Source organism: Allohahella sp. A8, from assembly GCF_047946665.1.
In the GTDB taxonomy this organism is placed as follows: Bacteria; Pseudomonadota; Gammaproteobacteria; order Pseudomonadales; family Oleiphilaceae; genus Allohahella.
The window spans coordinates 2,257,833-2,275,444 of sequence record NZ_CP172312.1; the positions used below are offsets into that span (position 1 = coordinate 2,257,833).

At 56.8% G+C, this 17,612-nt stretch carries 13 protein-coding genes; 8 read left to right on the forward strand and 5 right to left on the reverse strand.

The features are described 5' to 3' along the window. Position 1: 1 nt before the first annotated feature. A complete protein-coding gene (locus ACH3PB_RS10100; RefSeq protein ID WP_416399346.1) occupies positions 2 to 874 on the reverse strand; it encodes a helix-turn-helix domain-containing protein in 873 nt (290 codons plus the stop codon). Between the two features lie 162 nt (positions 875 to 1,036). Then, positions 1,037 to 2,362, reverse strand: a complete 1,326-nt coding sequence (locus ACH3PB_RS10105; RefSeq protein ID WP_416399347.1) for a carbohydrate porin — start codon at positions 2,360 to 2,362, stop codon at positions 1,037 to 1,039. Positions 2,363 to 2,565: 203 nt separating this feature from the next. On the opposite strand from ACH3PB_RS10105, the gene ACH3PB_RS10110 reads away from it, so the two are divergent. From ACH3PB_RS10110 to ACH3PB_RS10135, 6 genes are all read left to right on the forward strand, one after another. Next, positions 2,566 to 3,297, forward strand: a complete 732-nt coding sequence (locus tag ACH3PB_RS10110) for a response regulator (protein WP_416399348.1) — start codon at positions 2,566 to 2,568, stop codon at positions 3,295 to 3,297. Beyond that, complete coding sequence (locus ACH3PB_RS10115; RefSeq protein ID WP_416399349.1) at positions 3,266 to 4,762, forward strand: ATP-binding protein; 1,497 nt, start codon at positions 3,266 to 3,268, stop codon at positions 4,760 to 4,762. The genes ACH3PB_RS10110 and ACH3PB_RS10115 overlap by 32 nt, the downstream gene beginning before the upstream one ends. Before the next feature lie 105 nt (positions 4,763 to 4,867). After that, the gene (locus ACH3PB_RS10120; RefSeq protein ID WP_416399350.1) at positions 4,868 to 6,127 is read left to right on the forward strand and encodes an ABC transporter substrate-binding protein; all 1,260 of its coding nucleotides are present in this window, start codon (positions 4,868 to 4,870) and stop codon (positions 6,125 to 6,127) included. Between the two features lie 13 nt (positions 6,128 to 6,140). Then, a complete protein-coding gene (locus tag ACH3PB_RS10125; RefSeq protein ID WP_416399351.1) occupies positions 6,141 to 7,067 on the forward strand; it encodes a carbohydrate ABC transporter permease in 927 nt (308 codons plus the stop codon). Further along, on the forward strand, positions 7,060 to 7,920 hold the full coding sequence (locus ACH3PB_RS10130) for a carbohydrate ABC transporter permease (protein ID WP_416399352.1): 861 nt from the start codon (positions 7,060 to 7,062) through the stop codon (positions 7,918 to 7,920). The genes ACH3PB_RS10125 and ACH3PB_RS10130 overlap by 8 nt, the downstream gene beginning before the upstream one ends. Positions 7,921 to 7,940: 20 nt before the next feature. Beyond that, positions 7,941 to 9,059, forward strand: coding sequence for an ABC transporter ATP-binding protein (locus ACH3PB_RS10135; RefSeq protein ID WP_416399353.1), 1,119 nt, complete (start codon positions 7,941 to 7,943; stop codon positions 9,057 to 9,059). A gap of 53 nt (positions 9,060 to 9,112) precedes the next feature. Here the strand turns inward: ACH3PB_RS10135 and ACH3PB_RS10140 are convergent, their stop codons facing one another. Then, positions 9,113 to 10,078: a substrate-binding domain-containing protein gene (locus ACH3PB_RS10140; RefSeq protein WP_416399354.1), complete on the reverse strand. Its 966-nt coding sequence runs from the start codon at positions 10,076 to 10,078 to the stop codon at positions 9,113 to 9,115. A gap of 103 nt (positions 10,079 to 10,181) precedes the next feature. Between ACH3PB_RS10140 and ACH3PB_RS10145 the strand changes: the two genes are divergently transcribed. Beyond that, a complete protein-coding gene (locus tag ACH3PB_RS10145; RefSeq protein WP_416399355.1) occupies positions 10,182 to 10,670 on the forward strand; it encodes a transcription elongation factor GreAB in 489 nt (162 codons plus the stop codon). A gap of 86 nt (positions 10,671 to 10,756) precedes the next feature. Further along, the gene (rarD, locus tag ACH3PB_RS10150) at positions 10,757 to 11,683 is read left to right on the forward strand and encodes an EamA family transporter RarD (RefSeq protein ID WP_416399356.1); all 927 of its coding nucleotides are present in this window, start codon (positions 10,757 to 10,759) and stop codon (positions 11,681 to 11,683) included. A gap of 7 nt (positions 11,684 to 11,690) precedes the next feature. Here rarD and ACH3PB_RS10155 read toward each other — a convergent pair whose 3' ends face one another. Both ACH3PB_RS10155 and ACH3PB_RS10160 read right to left on the reverse strand, forming a co-directional pair. Further along, the gene (locus ACH3PB_RS10155; RefSeq protein WP_416399357.1) at positions 11,691 to 13,067 is read right to left on the reverse strand and encodes a M18 family aminopeptidase; all 1,377 of its coding nucleotides are present in this window, start codon (positions 13,065 to 13,067) and stop codon (positions 11,691 to 11,693) included. A gap of 1 nt (position 13,068) precedes the next feature. Beyond that, complete coding sequence (locus ACH3PB_RS10160) at positions 13,069 to 17,565, reverse strand: hypothetical protein (protein WP_416399358.1); 4,497 nt, start codon at positions 17,563 to 17,565, stop codon at positions 13,069 to 13,071. Between the last annotated feature and the right edge of the window lie 47 nt (positions 17,566 to 17,612).

The following is a 17,612-nucleotide window of genomic DNA, read 5'->3' on the forward strand; positions in this document are numbered from 1 at the left end:
ACTAGCTCTGCGCGGCCCGCCTGTAGTCCGAAGGCGTCATGGCCGTGTAACGAGCGAACACTTCGTAGAATCGGGTGAGCGAGGAAAAGCCGCTATCGTAGGCGATTCCCGCCACCTGCCTGTTCGATGTCGCCAACTGAGTCTTGGCATGACGCAAGCGCATGTCAGTCAAAAAACTCAGGATAGAAGTACCCAGCGTAGATTTGAACACTGCCATGGCTGCACTCTTATGCAGTCCCGCAGCATCGGCTATATCGTTGATAGTGATATCACTTCGGAATTGAGCTGCGATGAACTCAACCATACTGGCTGTCTGCTGCAGTCCCCGCTGAGAGACCATGGCCAAGGGCGCCCCCGCCTGCCCTGTCCGGCTGCTTTCGAGCATGCACCGGCGCAGGAAAAGCAGAGCCTCGTCGAGCACGAGCGCCGTCAGCTCCGCATGGCCGTGACGAAGATCATCGACCCAGTCCAGCACCTTGGAAAACGACAGGCGTGCATCCAGTGAGGAACGAAATGGCCGTGCGTCTTTCAATAATCGTGTCAACTCCCCGAGGGGCAGACTTTGGACCAATGCCGCCAGCGGAATACGCATGCGAAGCAGCCGGCAATCGTCGCTTATCTCATCGAGGCTGTGGGCATGAACCGCCGAAAAGCAGATCAAATCGCCTGCAGCGAGGGCGTAGATCCGGTCACTATAACTGAGCGCCACTTGCCCACTCAGCATGGCCCAGAACTCGAGATAGCCACTTCTCTCACCGGAATGAACCTGTGGCGTTTCGAAAATGGCATCACCACGATAGCAGCTGGCATGAAAGTCCGAGTGCGACTGAGGTGATGGAAAGTCGTTTGAATAGCTTGATAGAACTTGTGTCATGAGGCAGCCCGTCTCTATTGTTTTTTTAGGTCACGTGCAGTGAGGCCAGTATATGAAGGGCAGATGGGCAGCGGGGTAAAGTAGCGAAAGCGAATGTAACAAAGCCCTGCAATTCCTCACGAAGTCTTGCAGGGCTGTCTAAACATGAGCCTGGGGGCTTGCCTAGAACCAGATCTCGGTCTGAACACCGGCGACCAGCGCGTCGGTCTCGTTGCCTTCCGGTCGCACCAATCCCGATTGAGCCGTTGCGGCATCATTCCAGTCAAAACTACTGACGTAGAACCGCAAGGCAGGACGGGCCCAGTAGTCACCAGCATCGGTGCTTGCCTGCAGAGCCAGCGTATACTTCATCAGTTCCTGTTCTTCCATACCCTCCTTCTCATAGATGTTCATGCCGACCTCCGCCAATACACTCCAGTATTTCGACAGCATGAAGTGCGGACGGATGCCGATGCTCTTCAATTCATGAAAGGCATCAGAGTTTTCGTACAGCGCCAGGTAGTTCACCTTGAAGGCCGGAGAAATATTGAACAGGCCCGTGTTGAAAATCCTGATATTGTCGTCGCCGCTGTCCGCAGTGAGATTGTAGCATCCGCCGTCCGTGCCCATGCAGCCGGGGTTTTCAGCAAAGATACCCGTGCCATATTGAAGCACTGTCTTCTGCTCCAGCATGCCTATGGTCTTCTGGAATTCAAAGGTTGCTGTGATGCCATCCGGGCCGCCGTCGTTCTGGGCAAATTGCAGCCCGAGCACGACATCGCCTGTATCACCAAGGCCGATTTCATTACGCGCATCGAACAGCAGGACATTGCTATCGCTGATGGGTTCCTCTACATCGCTGTTGAGGAAGGCGGCCAGATGCAGGCTATTGTCATCGCCCAGCTCAATATCGGTCACGCCGAAACCGTTGCCGGAACTCTGCATGTAGAAGGCGTCGAACATATGTATGTCGCCGAAGCCCTGGGTTCGATAATAGCGACGACCCACCCAAAGATTACCAGTTGGCAGCAGACCTTCGGCCTCCACATAGAGCTGTCGGGTTCGTCGCGACCATGGCTCGACGGTTGTTGGCCCACGGGAGTCGCCCGCAATGTCCATCATCCAGACTGCGGCTATCTTGATATCGTTGACCTGCTGCACATGGCTGAAGGCAAATTCAGCGTAATCGCGGCACTCATTGCCTAGCCGATAGTAGGCACCGTCATTCTTTGGATAGTTGAGCCCGAAACACGAGCCCCCGTTCTTGCTGCCGCCACTGAGGAAGGCGTTCGCGCCAGCCCGGAAGTAGCCGCTGAACTCGAAGCCTGTGTCCGCCTCCGGGCTTGGCGTCAGGTCGCGTGGCTCGGCATGCATTTCTTCAGCCACGATCGAGCGGACATACTCGATCGTCTCCGGCGAGAGGTCTGGTGGTGGTGTTGCAGCGACACCATGCAATGGCATGACCCCCGCAGTCAGTAGAAGTGTTCGAATCTGTAAATTGGTATTCATTGAAGTCGCCCCGTCTTGTTGTTGTAGGAGACGAAGACTAGGAATCTCTGGGCTCGACTTCTTCCGCGAATTGCAGGGAAGCTTTCGGGATCGTCAGGCTGAGCGGCGAAGACGTGCGGAACATCGCAGAATACCTCGCCCTAAATTGACCCGCTGTGATGAATAGCTGAGACTGTATTCACTATCAGCACGACCGGGCAATCATGACGATACAGGCCAGACGAATCCTAGTGGTGGATGACGACGCGGAAATTCGCGAGCTGCTGACACGCTATCTGAACAAAAATGGATTCGACGTCGAGTCGCTCGAAGATGGCGCGGAACTGAGTCAGCAGGTAAGGCGCTGGAAACCGGATCTGCTGATCCTGGATATCATGCTGCCCGGCGAAGATGGTCTAGCCATATGCCACAGACTGCGCAAGGAGTCCGACCTGCCAGTGCTGATGCTAACCGCGAATGCAGAAGAAACGGACCGGATAGTCGGCCTGGAAATGGGCGCAGATGACTATCTCGCCAAGCCCTTCAATCCGAGAGAGCTGCTCGCAAGAATCAAGGCCATACTGCGACGCTCACGCCTGCCTGAATCGGCTGCAAGAGTACCTGTCCGCTACCACTTCGACGGTCGCCAGCTGGAAGTTCGTACCAGGACGGTGATCTTCGAAGACGGTCATCAGACGATGCTGACGGGTGCCGACTTCAAGCTGCTCATGATGTTCCTGCAGGTCGGCAACGATATTCTCGAGCGTGATCATATTTCCGAAGTGCTGCATAGCCGTGATTGTGGGCCCTACGACCGTAGTATCGACGTTTCAGTCAGTCGCTTGCGCCAACGCCTTGAAGATAATGCCAAGTCACCCGAACTGATCCTGACGCATCGTGGCGTTGGCTATGTGCTGGCAGCCAATGTCAGATGCGAGTACGACGACGGTGAGTAAGACTCCGGTCCGGCGCAAGCGACCGGCCTGGCTACGTCTTCCGAATTCCCTGCTTACCCGGATTCTCGCAGTGCTCCTGCTGGCGATATTCATCGCCCAGGGCCTGTCATCAGCGTTGTGGTTCACACAGTTGCAGAGCCGCCAGAATACGATGGTTCTGGCTACGGCTGAACAGCTTGCGCTGAGCATGGCCACGACGGCACGCTTTTTCAATTCCCTGCCCCTGAACTATCGTCACATCGTACTGGATCAGCTGAGACGGATGGGCGGCTCACGCTTTTTCATCTCGTTCAACACACGGCAGCTGCCGGTTCCGGTATCCGAAGATTCCGACCTGAAGACAAGCATCCTCGACAGGGTGCACGATCTACTGACCAGAGAGCTTGGGTATCAGGTGTCGATAGATACGCAGCTTTCCATAGCGCGGGACCTGCGTGTATTCAATCAAGCCATTCCACTGATGGAACTACCCCCAGGGTGGGGTCACCATGCACTAGTCCTGGACCCGGACCGCACACCAATCCTGGTGGTGCAGATTCAGACGGAGGACAGCGGATGGCTCTATATGGCGACAGTCGTTCCCACGCCGACCGGCACACTGGACACAGAAACGCTGTCTGCCGAGCGACTGCTCTTCCTCGGCCTCACAGTCATTCTCATATCGCTCGCAGCATTCCTTCTGGTCAGGTCCTTCCTGCGGCCTCTGGCGATGATCTCTCGAGCAGCGGACGAGCTGGGCAAGGGTAACGACCACCCCCCGATTGCGGAAAGCGGCAGCTACGAAGTGGCCCGGGCAGCTCGCTCCTTCAACGCCATGCGCCACCGTATAGAGCGTTATATCAACGACAGGAACCGCTTCTTCTCTGCGATCTCGCACGATCTGCGTACTCCCATCACCCGTCTGCGCTTGCGGGCAGAACTCCTCGATGATGAGACGCTGCGAGAAAAATTCTGTCAGGACCTCGAAGATCTTTCGGATCTTGCTCAAGGCGCGCTGCAGTCGATCAACGACACTACGCTGCGTGAGGAGAGCACCAAAATCGACATCTGTCAGCTTCTGCGTCGGCTTGCAGAGACCGCCGAACTTGAAGGAGAGCCTGTCGCTGTCAATGGTTCATGCAGACGAATGTTCATCGGCAAGCCTCTCGCGCTCAAGCGGGCTCTGGGCAATCTACTGGATAACGCGTTGTTCTACGGCAAGAAAGCAGAAATCAACGTGCAGGATGACGAGCGACAGCTCCGCATTACAATACGCGATTACGGGCCAGGGATTCCTGAAGCTGCAAGACAACGCGTGTTCGAGCCCTATGTTCGACTCGAGTCTTCCCGCAATCGCAACACTGGTGGCGCTGGCCTCGGTCTGAGCATAGCGCGGAGCATCATCAGGGGGCATGGCGGCAACGTGCTGCTGTCTAACCATCCCGAAGGCGGCCTGCTGGTGACTGTGCTACTGCCGCGAGCCTGATACCTTGTAAGGTTCCGTTACATTTGGTTGCGCTAGCTTACTCGTCTTCGGATTCAGGACTCTTATACTGGCTCCACCTCATCAATAACAATAAAAGGTTTCCTCATGATGCAACTCAAAAAAGTTCTCTCTCCTCTCGCCCTTACCTCAGCCATCGCACTTGCCAGTACTGCGCAAGCCGGTGAAGTCGAAGTACTCCACTGGTGGACCTCCGGCGGCGAAGCCGCTGCAGCAAACGTCCTTAAGGACCTCCTGAAGAAGGAAGGCCATACCTGGGAAGACTTCGCAGTGGCTGGTGGTGGCGGTGAAAGCGCGATGACCGTACTGAAGTCCCGCGCCGTTTCAGGTAACCCCCCGGCAGCGGCCCAGATCAAGGGGCTGGATATACAGGAATGGGCACAGCTCGGCCTGCTCGGCAATCTTGACCCGGTGGCCAGCGAAGCACGCTGGGACGAACTGCTGCCCCCAGTTGTCGCCAAGGTCATGAAGTATGAAGACCACTACGTCGGCGTACCGGTGAACGTGCACCGGGTCAACTGGCTATGGTCGAACCCAGACGTCTTCAAGAAGGCCGGCGCGGAAGTTCCAAAGACCTGGGACGAGTTTTTCGTGGCCGCTGACAAGATTCAGAAAGCCGGTTTCGTACCGCTGGCACACGGTGGTCAGGCCTGGCAGGATGCGACCATCTTTGAGGCTGTGGCTCTCGGCGTGGGTGGCGCAGATTTCTTCCGGAAGGCCTTCGTCGACCACGATGAAGCGACTTTGAAAAGCGATACCATGATCAAGGCCTTCGAGGTCTTCAGACGGCTCAACCAGTACATCGACAAGAACTCAGCAGGACGCGAATGGAACGTTGCAACCAACATGCTGATCAATGGCAAGGCCGCCATGCAGATCATGGGTGATTGGGCCAAGGGCGAACTGACCTCAGCCGGGCTCACACCGGGCGTCGACATTGTCTGTACGGCCACACCAGATACGGCGGGCGCCTTTACCTTCAACATCGACAGCTTTGTCATGTTCGAACTCGAAGACAAGGAAAACACGAAGGCTCAGCACGCCATGGCACGTCTGATCATGGAGCCAAAGTTCCAGACCGCGTTTAACGTGAATAAGGGGTCGATCCCGGTCCGTTCCGATGTCGATCGCGAACCATTCGACCGATGCGCGACCGATTCGATGGATACCTTTGCGGAAAGCTCACAGTCCGGCAAGCTGGTACCCAGTATGGCGCATGGCCTTGCCACGACTTCCTATGTGCAGGGGGCGATCTTCGACGTAGTGACCAACTTCTTCAATACGCCTTCTATAACGGCTGAAGAAGCGGTCAACAAGCTCGCTCAGGCTGTCAAAGCCGCAGGCTGACAAGGACCACATCATGAGACTGGCCATTCCGGCTACGGTCGCCGTCGAGCGCCCGCGGCCCTCCTGGCAAGGTTCGCTTGCCAACTTCATTCCTCGATTGGTGGTCGCCCCCACCTTTCTGGGCATGCTCGTATTCATCTATGGCTACGTGATCTGGACCGGCGTACTGTCGCTGACGGATTCACGTTTTCTGCCAACGTACAACTTCGTTGGCTTTGTCCAGTATGAAAAGCTGTTCGAGAACGAGCGCTGGCTGGTCGCCTGTACTAACCTCGCCGTTTTCGGTGGGCTCTTCATTCTGATATCACTGGTCATCGGAGTGGTCCTTGCGATCTTTCTCGATCAACGCATCCGGCAGGAAGGTGCGCTCAGAACGATTTACCTGTATCCGATGGCGCTTTCCTTCATCGTAACGGGCACGGCCTGGCGCTGGATGCTGGACCCCGGACTGGGGCTGGAGAAGCTGATGCATGATATGGGCTTCACCAGCTTCAGCTTCGACTGGATCGTCGATCCTGAGATGGCGATCTATACACTGGTGATCGCGGCGGTGTGGCAGAGCTCTGGCTTTGTCATGGCACTGTTTCTGGCCGGACTGAGGGGCGTGGACAACAGTATCGTGCAGGCAGCCCAGATCGATGGCGCGCCTATCACGAAGATCTATGTCCGCATCATACTCCCTGCCCTGCGGCCGGTTTTCTTCAGTGCAATCGTCATACTCGCGCATATCGCTATCAAGAGCTTCGACCTCATCATGGCGATGACCGCGGGGGGGCCAGGATACGCCACCGACATGCCGGCGACCTTCATGTACGCACACTCGTTCACCAGAAGCCAGATCGGCCTCGGCTCCGCGAGCGCCATGCTCATGTTGGCGGGCGTACTGGCCATCCTGGTGCCTTACCTGTATTCAGAACTGAGGAAGCGTGACCATGACTGAGCGCAACCTGCATATCCAGAGGCTAGGCCTCTACGGCATTCTGATCGCGGCGGCACTGGTTTATCTGTTGCCACTGATCGTCATGATGCTGACTTCGTTCAAGTCTCTGGACGATATCCGCACCGGCAATCTGTTGTCCCTGCCGACTGAGTGGACGCTGGCAGCCTGGCGCTCGGCCTGGTCGAGTGCCTGCACGGGGATAGACTGCAAGGGACTGGCCCCCTATTTCATGAACTCGGTGCGAATCGCGGTACCGGCCATTCTGATTTCCACGCTCATCGGCGCATTGAATGGCTATGTGCTCACGCAGTGGCGTTTCAAAGGCAGCAACCTGCTGTTCGGCATGCTCCTGTTCGGCTGCTTCATCCCCTTCCAGGTCGTGCTGTTGCCAATGGCGCAGACGCTTGGCTGGCTGGGCATGGCGAATACGACAGGCGGGCTGGTGCTGGTACATGTCATTTACGGCATGGCCTTTACGACGCTGTTCTTCCGCAACTTCTACGTCAATATTCCGGGCGAGCTGGTAAAGGCAGCTCAAATTGATGGTGCCGGATTCTTCCGCATCTTCTGGCGCATATTGTTGCCGATATCGGGGCCGATTTTCGTGGTCACAGTCATCTGGCAGATGACGCAGATCTGGAACGACTTTCTGTTCGGTGTGGTGTACGGCAGTGGTGATACCCAGCCGATCACAGTAGCCCTGAACAACCTGGTGAACTCGACGATCGGGGTGCGCGAATACAACGTGCACATGGCGGCGGCTGTAATTGCCGGACTGCCGACGCTGCTGGTCTATGTGCTGGCGGGTAAATACTTCGTTCGCGGCCTCACGGCCGGATCGGTCAAAGGCTAGATTTCTGGAGACATACCATTATGTCCGCACTACAAATAAAAAATGTTCGCAAGCGTTACAATGCCAATACTGAAGTACTCAAAGGTATCGACATCCAGATTGAAGATGGCGAGTTCCTGATTCTGGTCGGACCATCTGGTTGTGGTAAATCCACACTGATGAACTCGATTGCTGGCCTCGAAGCCATCAGCTCGGGCAGTATTCATATCGGCGGGCGAGATGTCGGCAATCTGTCGCCGAAGGATCGCGATATCGCCATGGTGTTTCAGAGCTATGCGCTCTACCCCTCCATGACCGTGCGTGAGAACATCGCGTTTGGTCTGGAGATGCGCAAGGTGCCCAAGCCCGAAAGAGACGCCGAGGTGCTGAGAGTCGCCAGGTTATTGCAGATCGAGCCCCTGCTCGACCGCAAGCCGAGTCAGCTGTCTGGAGGCCAACGTCAGCGCGTGGCCATGGGTCGGGCGCTGGCGCGAAAGCCGAAAATCTATCTGTTCGACGAGCCCTTGAGTAATCTGGATGCCAAACTTCGAGTCGAGATGCGCGCTGAGATCAAGAAACTGCACCAGGATCTTGGCACGACTATCGTCTATGTGACGCATGACCAGATCGAAGCCATGACTCTGGCCGATCGCATCGCCGTTATGAAAGATGGCATCGTGCAGCAGTTCGGTACGCCCCAGTCCATCTACGATCAACCTGCCAACGTGTTCGTAGCCGGCTTCATGGGCTCGCCCTGTATGAACTTCATTCCATTGAAAATTGAAAAGCGCAATGGCGAGTTCCTGGCGACGATTTCAGATCATGCGGGACATGTGCACCAACTGGATCTGGGCAAGACTGGGCGAGAGCTGAAACAGATGGGGCACAGCGAAGTTCTGCTTGGCATACGCCCGGAACGGCTGCCAGCTCGTCGCGCCGACGAAGCGGACGACGCAGCCAACCCCACCCTGAAGGCCACAGTCGAAATTGTCGAACCCACAGGCCCCGACACGATGTTGCACGTGCGGCTGAACGATGTGAAGGTGACCTGCCGAGTTTCGCCGGACCATTCGGTGAAGCCTGGCGACGTTGTAGAGCTGGTGCCGGATCTATCGAGAGCAGTATTCTTCGATCCCGAGTCGGAGAAGCGTCTGGCTTGAGGGCAGGCAGGCACAGACCATAATCTGCAACAGCCAATAAGCTGTTGTCTGACTCATTCAGCAAGCTTGAGTTTGTGGGGCACGACGGTTACTGGCGGTATATCCTCGCCATTGACCGCCTGCCGCATAAGCTCTGCTGCTTTTTCGCCGATCTGGCGGAAGTCGACATAGACGTAGCCGTGAAGAAGTCGGTCTTCCACCAGCTCATCATAAGCGGGCAGACCTTCGCCGACAGCAGCAACGATTACCGGATCGTACTTTTCAATATTCTCGAAGAAGGGGGCGATCGTTTGTCGGTAACGCTGAGGATCCAGGATCATCCAGTGTCCCAATGAAATCAGTACATCGGGCTGAACACTTCGTAGTGTGGCCTCGACCTGCATCAGCGCCCTGCTCACGTCGTCACCCGAATCCCACGGGCATCGGGGCGACTCTGTCCATCCCCCTTCGCCGGTTAACGGCTGGCCCGGCGGTCTATTCAAGTCCCCGCTCAACCCTTGTCGGACTCCCCAGGTTCTCAGCATCATATTAGGATCATGAACACTCGACATAATGCAGATGGTTGCGGGCGCGACCCTGAGTTGCAGCACCGCTTTTGCCAGATCACGCCCAAAGGCTACGTTGTCCATGCCAACATAGCCGAGCGCAGCGCTTGAGTGTGGCGGACTGAAAGGGGAATCGAAAGTGATGACCGGTATCTTTTTGCGCTCAAGAATACCTGCGATCAATTTCGAGTGAACGACCGACACAGCCAGTGCGTCGAACTTTTGTTCAGCCAAAGCAGAAATGATAGCGCTGGCCTGTTGCCTGGGCTGCGCGGGGCCCTCACTCCCGATAAAAACGCAGCGGTCACCCCAGCGCTGTGCGGCCTGGTTGCAGCCTTGCCAGGTATCGACGAAATTTCTGTCGCTGGCACTTTTACCTGCGATACCATAGGTCAGGCCTTCAGCATGACTCACTTCAAGTGTCTGCACTACCGCCAGCAAAACAAACGTTAGAACCTTAGTGGACCTTATCATATGGCTGCAATTCCAGTTCGAATGTCCGCGTGTGTCTCGATACTAATCGTGGACGAAAGACAAAGCGAGGCCTGATAGATTGCCCCAGTCCGGACCGAGCCGCATGCACGCGCATGATCTGAAACTACTGCTGATCGACGCCATTATTTCAAACCTGAAAACGGATCTGGAGACAGCAGTGGCGCAAGCGCTTGGCGCCCACGACGCTGCCACACATGAAGAGAGCGCGGCTGAAAATAAATATGACACCTTTGGACTCGAGAGCGGCTATCTCGCTTCGGGTCTCTCACGGCGGGTGCGGGAAATCGAGCAGTCATTGCAGGCCTATCGCGACATGATGCCACGGGCTTTCAACGTAGACGACGAGATCAGGCTTACGGCCTTGGTCACGCTTGATAACGACGAGAGCCTGCAGTACTTCCTAGGGCCTGGCGCCGCCGGATTGGTCCTCAGCTTCGAAGACTGTGCTGTCCGCGTCATCACCCCACAGGCCCCATTGGGTCAGCAGCTGCTTGGCAAGCGCGTCGGCGACGATATTCAGTTGATGCAGAAAGGCGCTTTGATACCGGCAAGCATTACAGACGTCGCCTGATTCGACCTACGGCTGTGCCTACTGCGCGCTTGGAGCAGGTGCTACCATGATCTGCTCGCCTTCGCCGGCAAAACCCGGATCATCTCATGTCGCCTGCTGCAATCGGTATTGGTAGTGCTTTTTTAGCCTTCTTCATCTGGGGCTTTCTGCCACTCTATCTCAAGCTACTTGGTTCGTTAGGCTCGTGGGAGATCCTGGCCCACCGTATGGTGTGGTCGCTGCTTTTCCTCGCGGGACTCCTTACGGTTCTGAAGCAGTGGCGCTGGCTCAAGCCGACGCTAAGATCCAGACGCCTCATCGTGCTGAGTACAGTAGCGGCGCTGTTGCTGAGCGCAAACTGGATTACCTATATCTGGGCAGTCAACTCAGGCTTTATCGTCAATGCGAGCCTCGGCTATTTCATAAATCCGCTCATCAGCGTGCTGCTCGGATTCCTCTTCCTTCAGGAGCGGATGCGGTCGGTGCAGTGGCTGAGTGTGGCACTTGCTGCCTCTGGGGTATTCTATCTGACAATCTCCATGGGAGAACTGCCCTGGATCGCGCTCGTTCTGGGCTTCTCCTTCGGCTTCTATGGCTTGCTTCGCAAGCAGTCAGTGCTGAATTCGCCGAATGGGCTGACGCTGGAAACCATGATTTTAAGCCTGCCTGCCCTGGCCTATCTGCTTTGGCTGGAGGCAGATGGCAGTGGTGCATTCCTGCATAGCAGTTTTAGCCAGAACCTGTTGATGATCGGCACAGGCGTGATCACGGCGACTCCACTACTGCTGTTCGCACACGCTGCACAGCGAATTCCGCTGGCGACACTGGGGCTACTGCAGTACACGGCGCCCAGTATTCAGTTGCTGCTGGGCGTTTTCCTTTATGACGAGCCGTTTGGCGGCGACCGCATGATCGCCTTTGGACTGATCTGGACAGCACTCGCGATCTATAGCGGCGAGGGCCTGCTGCGCATGCGCAGGCGTCCCAAGCCCGCTGCCGCGAGCGAGGCCGTGATTGACGCACGACCCGTTTGAAAACTGCCTAAGGCAGCGTTTTGGTACCGAAATAGGCTTTCATGACGGTGTAGAAATTGTGCGGATCTTCGCTGCCGCAAAGCTCGCGCACTGAGTGCATGGCCCATTGCGGCATGCCGATATCCAGAGTTTTCACGCCGAGGGCAGAAGCGGTTATCGGGCCTATCGTACTACCACAGGCCATGTCCGACCTGACTACGAAACTCTGCCAGGGCAGATCGCACCGACTGGCCAGTTCTTCGTAGAATGCGCTGGTCACAGCATTGGTCGCATAGCGCTGGTTATGGTTCACCTTGATGACAGGGCCACGATTCAACTGTGGTCCGTGATTTTCATCATGGCGATCAGCATAGTTGGGATGAATGGCATGGGCATTGTCCGCAGACACCATGAACGAGCGCTCGAGGAGACGGTGGCAGCGGACGCTGACATCCTCAGTCGTCTTTTTGCTACGCACAGCAGCCACGATTCGCTGAATGGTGGAAGGTAACAGATTACCTTCTGCGCCCTCTGCAGACTGGGAACCGACTTCCTCGTGATCATTAAATACCAGAACACAGGGTTCATTCGTTTTCGAGTCCAGCATGGCACGCAGACCAACATAGCAGGACAGCAGGTTGTCCAGCCTTGCCGAGGCGATCATCTGCGACTCCAGACCGATCACTGCACCGGGCTGGGTGTCGTACAGGCTGAGCTCCCAGGACACTACGCGCTGCAACGAATCATCGTCAGCCGCTTTGCGAGCTTCTTCCAGCAGTATCTGCTCAAAGCCATCAGCCGAAAAACCGCCATTTCCTGCCTGTTCGAGCAGGATCACCGGTGGCATATGCTTTTGAGGATTCACCGTGCGATTCTGATTCACTTCGCGGTCCAGATGGATGGCGAGACTCGGAACCGTAGCAATCGGTCGCTGAAAGTCGACAAGCAGACTGCAACGCTCACCACTGCTCGTGGTGACCACCACCCTGCCCGCCATGGACAGATCCCGGTCAAACCATGGGTTCAACAAGGCGCCTCCGTAAATTTCCACGCCGAGCTGTCCTGTGCCGTGACGACTCAGTGCCGGGAGCGGTTTCAGTTTGAGGCAAGGACTATCGGTATGTGCACCATAAAGGCGCAGGCCGCGGTTCACGGCATCGGCATCTGCCAATGCGGCAACGTGAGCGAGAATAACAATCGAGGAGTCGTTCCTGACGACATAGCTTCGGTCGAGCTCGGCTGCGGATAGCGTCCCCCAATCGGCCGCCGCATCGAGGCGCCGGAATCCTGCCTTGTTGAGCATCGCCTGCATGTTGGCGACGGCATGGAATGGCGTCGGCGAGTCATCAATGAATTTCAGGAGTGCCTTGTTGAAAGACTCCAGTTTGCTCTTTACCTCAGTCATATCAGTGTTCCGTTTTCGGATCATGAGAATCTTTGTGCTTATCCGGCGCCTGGGCGTTCTGCTCTGCAGCCTGCTGACTCAGAGGCTGTTCCGCGTCCTGAGTCAGCTGCTCGGGTTGTTTCTCTTCAGACGTCGGCGGAGCAGATGCATTCAGTCCAGCGACTGCATGGCTGGACTCATCCACCTCTGAATCCGCCGCTGCCTCGGTTCCGGGCCCGTCCTTGTCGTCCACAGCGGGTACTGGCTCAGACATACGTCGCCAGCCCCAGCGCAGCCACGCCAGCATCGCAAAAGCCAGCCACAGCGACCACAGGAGCGCAAGCGCCCTATACAGCCAGATCGGTGTCCAGAACAGCTCGATCTTCGGCAGGCTGGATGCAGTATTGTCAATGTACCAATTGAGCACATTGGCCGTAGAACCCATGCCCATGACGTAATCCACTGGCTGCCCAATAAGCCCTCGCGAAATGCTCATCAGCACCCAGGCGAAAGCGGCGAGCGTGAGCGCGATGAGAAGCACCTGATAGGCTTTCTGCTGCGAGCGGCTAAGCTGGCTCATGACCCGCTCCCGATAGAAGAGCGTCGTAAGCCAGAGCAGCAGGATACCCAGCCCAGCCACCCAGCCCAGACTTGCACCGGCAGCCAGCAGCATCCACTGACCTATGCCCAGAGGATTATTACGGAGCAGTCCTGCTACGACGGCAGCAATGAGGAGTACGATGAGCAATGGCCAGAATAGCAATGCCGGACCGTAGTTCGGCCCATTCATGTGCAAAAGCCACGCGTTTCCGGGCAACACTGTGGTCACCTCGACGTTGTTCAGGGCTACAGGAAACTCGATGCTCGGCGTGGCGCCGCGCCAGTGGCTGCGTTGTGGCTCGGTCCAATTGACCTCGATGATCTGACTGCCGAAGCCGAGTATGACATCGACGGACCCGCGACTCTGGGCCTGCGGGACCCGCTCACCGTTAAGCGTTACCGAGGTGATGTCGGCTTTTTCAGGCAGACGGAAAGAAAAGCGCTGGCTCCTCGACGCCCTGGCCTCGATGGTGAGATGACTCTCAGCTGATGACTGGCTGAAAGTCTTGCGCAGTTTTGCCTGATCGATGGTGAGCTGCTTACCTGCGATGACGTCGGGTCTGGTGATGGCCAGCGATACACTTTCGCCGGGCCGCGGCAGCCAACTTGGCTGCCACACGCCGCTGGAAGTCACGCTGTAGGGCGCAATGCCAGTGTAGGTGACCCGCCACAAGGGGCCGACCGCGAGATTCCACTGCTCTGTCCAGCTGTCATTCTGTGGCGCCTCCAGTTGAAGGGCGGACCGTGGGGCCAAGGTGGATGTCCAGCTGGTTGAGTCCTCCCCGTCCTGAATGGTGACCCGGATCCAGCCTGGCTTTGGTGTCTCGAAGCGACCCATCAGAGTTTCGCCCGGCAATAATGGCAGATCTATAGTCAGACTGCCGTTCAAGGGCGCAACTCGCTCTACGGTGGTTTTCACACGCCAGTCGACGCCAAGGTTGAGCGTTCTCTTGACCTTGGCGAACGCTGGTGCCGGCTCCTGAAACAGCAACTTGCGGGCATCAGGTCGTCTCGTGCTGCTGGAGTCACGTTCGAAGGTAAGCTCCCTTGCAAGCAGCTGAGTACCTGACAGACCCGAAGCGATCCAGTCGGTACTCTGCACGTCGACAAACCGTGGCAACAGAGGGAAGTAAATCTTGAACTGATCGAGATCCTCGATGCCGGCTTCCAGCCTGAGCGTAAATACACCCGCTTCGAGCTCTGTCTGCCAGACGCCGTTGCGATCGGTGTGCCAGCGTTCGACGGGCTCACCATCAACTGAAACAGTGGATGGCACCCACCACCCACGCCGTGCTGGCAATGGCACCATCTGTCGAGTCTGGCTACTGACGACGAGGGTAAGCACGGCTTTATGCGCGTCAACCTCAAGAGAGGCCCGATCTACACTGACACAGTTCGGCAGACAGGCCGGGGGCATCAATAGTCGAGCTTCCATCTGTTGAAGCAAGGTTTCTGACGGTGCTGCCATAGCAGCTGCACTTGAAGCGGATTCGACAGTCGCTCCGACTAACTGTTGTGCTTCTGACGACGGTGACCATAGCAGAGGCAAAGAGCACCCCAACACCAGAGCCACCCCCAGACGTGTAGTAATACCTGGCTGCCAGGCACTATTGCCGGCATCAGCAGGCGCCGAATTCATCTTGCGTCGCCGGAATCGACGTCCCAGCGAACCGAATATGCCTGAATCGGGGAAATCGTCCGTCTCGTCGCCATATTCCTTGGGCAGCCACAGGCGTATCAACAGGAAGGCCAATAGCAGGAGATGTATACACATGGCGGTCGCGGTCTGCCATCGTGATAATACGATGAGCCGCAATGACTCTGACTGGCTGGCTGCGCTCTGCCACTTCAGCTCTACGCGGTGCCATCGCCATTCCGGTATCGCCGGTCCGGTTTGAAGCGGTTGATCACCCACGTCGTAGAGCCATTCTACATCCGGATCCGCCTGCGACTTGTAAAGCGACGGCGCGCTTTTGTTTCGCTCAAACACTGATGATGCCATCGGTGCGCCAAAATCGAGGCTCAGCGCATCGGCAGCCGTGCGCGATTCAATATCCGATCGAGGCAACAGAGGACGCTCTAGTTGAGGATGCATGACCAATCTGAGCTGTTCCGCGGCATAGATGACCAGAAAGACCGAAAACGCCGTCAGCGCCGTCATGTGCCCTATTCTGCGTATAGTCTCCAATCTGAAACGAAGTGTACCGACCGCATTGGCCCGAGCCAGGGGCCGACCGAGCAACAGTGTCGCAATCAGCAGCAAGAGGAGGACGCCGGCAGCCTGATAGGCGATAGCCACGGCCGGCAGCGCCACCATTCCCCAGCCAGCGCCGTAGATTCTGAAGACGCACACGCCGGCAAAAAGGATGAGGAAAAGATCCCAGACAGACCATTCATCGATCCAGCTACCCGAACTGAAATCCGCGCCTAGCGCAGCGAGTGCCCACCAGCCGGGCGGCAGCATGATCTCGAGACTGAGCTCCGTCAGCGGATGCTTCCAGCCGCTCGCTGGCATGGTGTATGTGAGCCCGTTATGCAGTGCGGGCAATCGCGAAACTGCATCCAGATTGACATCGGTGGAACGAATTTCTACGCCATGGAGACCCGAATCCTCAAGCTGCGTAATGCTCTGCGGCACACCATCGAGTCTGACATGGCCAAGAAAGAATGGCGGTGCCATCTCAATGCGCCAGCCATCGTTCATGCGCCCGGTCAATCGGTCGCGCCAGAGCCACTCACGGGCATCGAACTGCAGCCAGACGGTACTGACCTGGCGAAGCTCATTACTTTCGACCTTGCCTACGCCACGATCCAGCTCCTTCAGCAGAAGTGGTGATCCTGGGGCAACACGAAACGCTGGCAGGGTTTTCCAGTCAGCGGGCAAAAGTGTTCTGTCCGGATCTATAGCCTCACCATTGATTTCAATCCGTCGCAGGCTAGGCCGGTTTTCAACGACCCAGATTTCCTGAGAGGGCCAACTGCCCTCGGCAGGCTCGGTGATGGAATAGGCGTTGACCTCACTGGTCTGGCGAAACACCGCATTGATAGTGAAGGAACCAGGCTGAAGCTGCACTTTCAGCGCGCCGTCCGACTCTATTTTTGCCGGTAGCGGACTGGCGAGATCGATAAGTTTGAAGCCGGGAAGCTGAAAACCTGGCAAGGCGGCTTCACGACTGTCGCCCGCGACGTCCAGAACCAGCTGGGTGTGCAATAGTTTCGGTTGATCATCGACGAGTTTGCGGTAGACCTGCAGCCGCAGTGATGCCGGCTTCGCAGCACTCCGATCCCGATCGGTGACCAGCCAGATGTCATTGCTGTCGTCGATATAGACCTCATTACTCAGCACACCGGAACGCTGTAACTGCACCGGGCCAAAGGCCACTGGGACAGCGAGTTTCTGTGGCACACTCTTCCAGCGCAGTTCACCGCGGATCTCATGTTCTCCCGCGTCTACGTAGATACCTGGCTCACCGTGCTGGGAGGCCACAACTGGCGCACGCTGCCCATCCACCAGAACATCCTGTGGCCAGTTCGCCTTATCGCCCGGCAGAGGTGCGAACACCGCCTTACGGGCTGACAGGCGAAAATCGAACGATGCCCTGTTGGCACCAAGATCTACCGTGAGCGGGCTGACGTAAAAGCAGACATCGTTTTCGATGTCTTTATGATCTGCCTTGTCTTCCCAGTTGACGCTGTTGCGGGTACACGCCAGCTGCTCATTGCGCTGAAGGATCCATGGCACCCATTCCTGCAGGCTCGCAGGCCAGGCTGCAACTATGGATTTCTGCTGTGGACTCAGCTGTGACACGGAGACTGTCGCCTGTGCGAGCGCAGGCATCGAGAGCAGCAACAATACCAGGAGACAGCGCAGCAGACTGCTGCTGGCCTGAAAAAAACTCCGGTCAATGGGCGTATTCAATCGCGGCCATGCGAACCTGTGCGCAACGCAAACTTCAGCTTTCATGG

What these genes read in the sequence shown, in the direction of transcription:
- ACH3PB_RS10100 (WP_416399346.1), bottom strand. Translation starts at nt 874, where the DNA reads ATGACACAAGTTCTATCAAGCTATTCAAACGACTTTCCATCACCTCAG.
- ACH3PB_RS10105 (WP_416399347.1), bottom strand. Translation starts at nt 2,362, where the DNA reads ATGAATACCAATTTACAGATTCGAACACTTCTACTGACTGCGGGGGTC.
- ACH3PB_RS10110 (WP_416399348.1), top strand. Translation starts at nt 2,566, where the DNA reads ATGACGATACAGGCCAGACGAATCCTAGTGGTGGATGACGACGCGGAA.
- ACH3PB_RS10115 (WP_416399349.1), top strand. Translation starts at nt 3,266, where the DNA reads ATGTCAGATGCGAGTACGACGACGGTGAGTAAGACTCCGGTCCGGCGC.
- ACH3PB_RS10120 (WP_416399350.1), top strand. Translation starts at nt 4,868, where the DNA reads ATGATGCAACTCAAAAAAGTTCTCTCTCCTCTCGCCCTTACCTCAGCC.
- ACH3PB_RS10125 (WP_416399351.1), top strand. Translation starts at nt 6,141, where the DNA reads ATGAGACTGGCCATTCCGGCTACGGTCGCCGTCGAGCGCCCGCGGCCC.
- ACH3PB_RS10130 (WP_416399352.1), top strand. Translation starts at nt 7,060, where the DNA reads ATGACTGAGCGCAACCTGCATATCCAGAGGCTAGGCCTCTACGGCATT.
- ACH3PB_RS10135 (WP_416399353.1), top strand. Translation starts at nt 7,941, where the DNA reads ATGTCCGCACTACAAATAAAAAATGTTCGCAAGCGTTACAATGCCAAT.
- ACH3PB_RS10140 (WP_416399354.1), bottom strand. Translation starts at nt 10,078, where the DNA reads ATGATAAGGTCCACTAAGGTTCTAACGTTTGTTTTGCTGGCGGTAGTG.
- ACH3PB_RS10145 (WP_416399355.1), top strand. Translation starts at nt 10,182, where the DNA reads ATGCACGCGCATGATCTGAAACTACTGCTGATCGACGCCATTATTTCA.
- rarD (WP_416399356.1), top strand. Translation starts at nt 10,757, where the DNA reads ATGTCGCCTGCTGCAATCGGTATTGGTAGTGCTTTTTTAGCCTTCTTC.
- ACH3PB_RS10155 (WP_416399357.1), bottom strand. Translation starts at nt 13,067, where the DNA reads ATGACTGAGGTAAAGAGCAAACTGGAGTCTTTCAACAAGGCACTCCTG.